Source organism: Acidovorax delafieldii 2AN, assembly GCF_000175235.1.
Taxonomy (GTDB): domain Bacteria; phylum Pseudomonadota; class Gammaproteobacteria; order Burkholderiales; family Burkholderiaceae_C; genus Acidovorax; species Acidovorax delafieldii_B.
Genome location: NZ_ACQT01000312.1, coordinates 1 through 3,587, shown reverse-complemented (window position 1 = coordinate 3,587; position 3,587 = coordinate 1). Strand labels below are relative to the sequence as shown.

The 3,587-nt window shown below is 68.5% G+C and carries 4 protein-coding genes; 2 read left to right on the top strand and 2 right to left on the bottom strand.

The features are described from left to right. Positions 1-1,081: HAD-IC family P-type ATPase (locus ACDELDRAFT_RS20220; protein ID WP_005799929.1), on the top strand; the 1,081-nt coding region annotated here is incomplete at its 5' end. Here the strand turns inward: ACDELDRAFT_RS20220 and ACDELDRAFT_RS20215 are convergent. Continuing rightward, complete coding sequence (locus ACDELDRAFT_RS20215; RefSeq protein ID WP_005799928.1) at positions 1,002-1,967, bottom strand: cation diffusion facilitator family transporter; 966 nt, start codon at positions 1,965-1,967, stop codon at positions 1,002-1,004. The two genes, ACDELDRAFT_RS20220 and ACDELDRAFT_RS20215, sit on opposite strands and share 80 nt — an antisense overlap. Before the next feature lie 91 nt (positions 1,968-2,058). After that, entirely contained in the window at positions 2,059-3,030 is a 972-nt protein-coding gene (gene dmeF / locus ACDELDRAFT_RS20210; protein WP_005799927.1) for a CDF family Co(II)/Ni(II) efflux transporter DmeF, read from the bottom strand. Positions 3,031-3,096: 66 nt separating this feature from the next. On the opposite strand from dmeF, the gene ACDELDRAFT_RS20205 reads away from it, so the two are divergent. Further along, positions 3,097-3,372 carry a metal/formaldehyde-sensitive transcriptional repressor gene (locus ACDELDRAFT_RS20205; RefSeq protein ID WP_005799926.1) on the top strand — a complete coding sequence of 92 codons (276 nt, stop codon included), beginning with the start codon at positions 3,097-3,099 and terminating at the stop codon, positions 3,370-3,372. The last annotated feature ends 215 nt before the right edge of the window (positions 3,373-3,587 follow it).

Here is a 3,587-nt window from a genome sequence, read left to right as displayed (position 1 = left end):
CACCGGTGCGGAACTGGAGGCGCTGGACGACGCGGCCCTTGCCGAGCGGCTGCGCCATGTGGACCTGTGCGCGCGCCTCAAGCCCCAGCACAAGCTGCGCCTGGTGCAAGTGCTGCGCGCCAGAGGCGAGGTGGTGGCCATGACCGGCGACGGCGTGAACGACGCCCCCGCGCTCAAGGCCGCCGATGTGGGCATCGCCATGGGCGAGCGCGGCACCGATGTGGCGCGCGAGGCCGCCGCGCTGGTGCTGCTCGACGACAGCTTCGCGCGCATCGTGGCCGCCATCCGCCAGGGCCGGCGCATCGACGACAACGTGCGCAAGGCCACGCGCTTCACCTTTGCGGTCCACATTCCCATCATCGCGCTGGTGCTGGGCCCCACGCTGCTGAAATGGCCCACGCTGCTGATGCCGGTGCATATCGTGCTGCTGCAGTTGCTGATCGACCCCACCTGCGCGGTGGTGCTGGAGGCCGAACCCGAAGCCAGCGGCAGCATGGAACGGCCGCCCCGCCCCGTTTCCGATTCGCCCTTCGCCATCGGCCCCCTGCTTTATTCGGTGCTGCAAGGCATTGGCATGGCCGCCGTGCTGCTGGCCGGCCAGGCCTGGATGGCGGACCAGGGCTGGGGCAACGCCCAGAGCCGCACCGTGGTCTTCGTCACGCTGGTGCTGGGCGTGATGCTGCTGATCCTGGCGAACCGCGATCTGTCGCGCCCCGCGCTGCTGGGCGTGACCACGCCAACCCCCTGGCTGTGGCGCATTACCGCCGCCATGCTGGCGCTGCTGACCGCGGTGCTGGCCATTCCGTGGCTGCGGGCCCTGATGGGGCTGGCCTTGCCCGGCCCCAAGGCATGGTGGTGGCCGCTGGCCTGCTGGCGCTGTGCCTGGCTTGGCTGGAACTGGTACGGCTGGCCGGCCTGCGCCTGGTGCGGCCCCGCCCGCCCAGACCGTAGCCGTCGGAGCGCCAAGCCGGCCCGGGCCCGAGGAAAAAGCGCTTACGGCGTTATGACGTCACGGCGCTGGCGCGCTCGGGCGGCGCATGGTCCAGGTCAGGCCGGCGCCACGGGTCCACATGCGTCATGAGGTTGAGCACGCGGTGGCGCTGCAGCACGCGCTGGCGTGCCTGCACGGCGATGTCGTGGCCGGCCTCCACCGTGAGCGCGGCGTCCACTTCCAGGTGCGCATCGACGACGATCATGTCGCCCATCTTGCGCGTGCGCACGTCATGCACGCCGCTCACGCCCGGGGTGTCAAGCAGGGTCTGGCGGATGGCCTGCACCTCCTGCTCGTCCACCGAACGGTCCATGAGGTCGTGCAAGGCATCCCAGCCGAACTCCCAGCCCATCTTGGCGACCATGAAGCCGACGATGAGCGCGGCGATTGGGTCCAGGATGGGGTAGCCGGCCAGGTTGCCGGCGATGCCGATGCCCACCACCAGCGACGAGGCCGCGTCGGAGCGCGCGTGCCAGGCGTTGGCCACCAGCATGCTCGACTTGACGCGCTTGGCCACGGCCAGCATGTAGCGGAACAGCAGCTCCTTGCCCACCAGCGCGCCGCCGGCCACCCACAGGGCCACCACATGCACCTGCGGAACGGTTTCCGGGTTCTCGAGCTTGACGACTGCCGACCACACCATGCCCACGCCCACGCCCAGCAGCAGCAGGCCCAGCACCAGCGATGCCGCCGTCTCGAAACGGTGGTGGCCGTAGGGGTGGTCCTCGTCAGCATCCTTCTGGGCGTGGTGGTTGGCGAACAGCACCACGAAATCGGCCACGAGGTCGGACAGGGAATGGATGCCGTCAGCGATCAGGCCCTGCGACTTGGCCAGCACGCCCACCACGATCTGCACCGAAGTCAGCAGCACATTGACCCCCACGCTCACCCAGGTGCTGCGCGACGCGGCGGCAGCCCGCTCCTGGGGCGTGTGCTCGGTGTCTTCGGTGTCGTTTTCGAGGTCGCTGAATTTCATGGCCAGGGTTCCGTGAGGTCGGCGCGCCTTCGCGCCATGCGGCGATTCTGCTCCCGCCGCGGCGGACGTATCGGCAGCGACGGAAGAAAAATCAGCCCGCTGCGGCCGCGCCAGCGGCGTGCAGCTCGACCGTGATGTGGACCAGCTCTTCGTGCACCCGCAACTGCTGCTTGAAGTATTCCGGGTCTGCGCCCGGTGCGGTCACCAGCGACACGATGCACGCATAGTCGCCCCGGCCCACGCGCCAGACGTGCAAATCGCTGATGCGCGCCGGCAACGGGCTGGCCGCGATGACCTCTCGGATTTCCTCAACCACCGGCGCCTCCATCTCGGCATCGAGCAACACCTTTCCCGCATCGCGCAGCAGGCCCTGGGCCCACACCGCCACCAAAACTGCGCCCACCAGGCCCATCACCGGGTCGAGCCAGTCAAAGCCCCAGAGCTTGCCGCCGAACAACGCAAAGATGGCCAGCACCGACGTGGCTGCATCGGCCAGCACATGCAGGTAGGCCGAGCGCAGGTTCAGGTCATGGTGTTGGTCCGCCGGGCCGTGTGCATGTCCGTGCCCGTGGTCATGGCTGTGACCATGGTGATGCCCGTGGGGGTGGCCGCCGCGCAGCAGCCAGGCGCAAGCCAGGTTGACCAGCAGGCCCACCGCGCCAATGGCAATGGCTTCGTCATAGTGGATGGGTTGGGGCGACAGCAGCCGCTGCAGCGACTGCACCAGCATCACGCCCGCCACCAACACCAGCGCCAGCGCGCTGGTGTAGCCCGCCAGCACCTCGATCTTCCAGGTGCCAAAGGAAAACCGCCGGTCGTGCGCGTAGTGCCGCGCCGCCGCGTAGGCCATGGCCGACAGACCCAGCGCCAGCGCGTGCGAGCTCATGTGCCAGCCGTCGGCCAGCAAGGCCATGGAATTGAAGATCCAGCCGCCCGCGATCTCCACCACCATCATCGCCGCGGTCAGGGCCACGGCCCAGCGCGTGTTGCGTTCGGCCAGCGGGTTGCCCTGGTGGAAATGGTGGGAATGGGTCCAGTCCGGGTTCTGTGCAGGGGCTTGCATGGGAGGAAGGCGTCGGAAAAATGCCCCGAAATATACTCCACCCCAGTATCAACAAGGACGGGCGCCATGGCACACACCATTGCAGAAAAGAAGCAGCTGCTGGCGCGCGTGCGCCGCATCCAGGGCCAGGCCGCCGCGCTGGAAAAAGCCCTGCTCGCCGAAACCGACTGCGCCGCTGTGCTGCAGCAGATCGCGGCCGTGCGCGGCGCCGTCAACGGGCTGATGGCCCAGGTGCTCGAAGGCCACCTGCGCGAGCACGTAGGTGCGCCCGGGCTTTCAGAGGCGGCCCGCAGCGAGGCCATGGACCAGGTCACGGCCGTGCTGCGCTCCTACCTGCGCTAGCGGCGGCCGCCAATGCATCGGGCCGCACAGAGCGGCCCGATGGTTGCTACCAATTCAATAGCTTCTTTCGCTCATCCGCTGAGCGCTACAGGCCGTTCTTGCATAAAACAGCCGGTGTGCAAGGCGTGGCCCTGTCGCTGCGCCTTCTTCAGGGGAAAGTGAAGTTGGCGGTGGCGGTGCCCCCGGCGCTCAGTGCAGGCAGCACAGCGTCCTTG

Coding starts and splice junctions, on each gene's coding strand:
- ACDELDRAFT_RS20215 (WP_005799928.1), bottom strand. CDS start 1,967: ATGAAATTCAGCGACCTCGAAAACGACACCGAAGACACCGAGCACACG.
- dmeF (WP_005799927.1), bottom strand. CDS start 3,030: ATGCAAGCCCCTGCACAGAACCCGGACTGGACCCATTCCCACCATTTC.
- ACDELDRAFT_RS20205 (WP_005799926.1), top strand. CDS start 3,097: ATGGCACACACCATTGCAGAAAAGAAGCAGCTGCTGGCGCGCGTGCGC.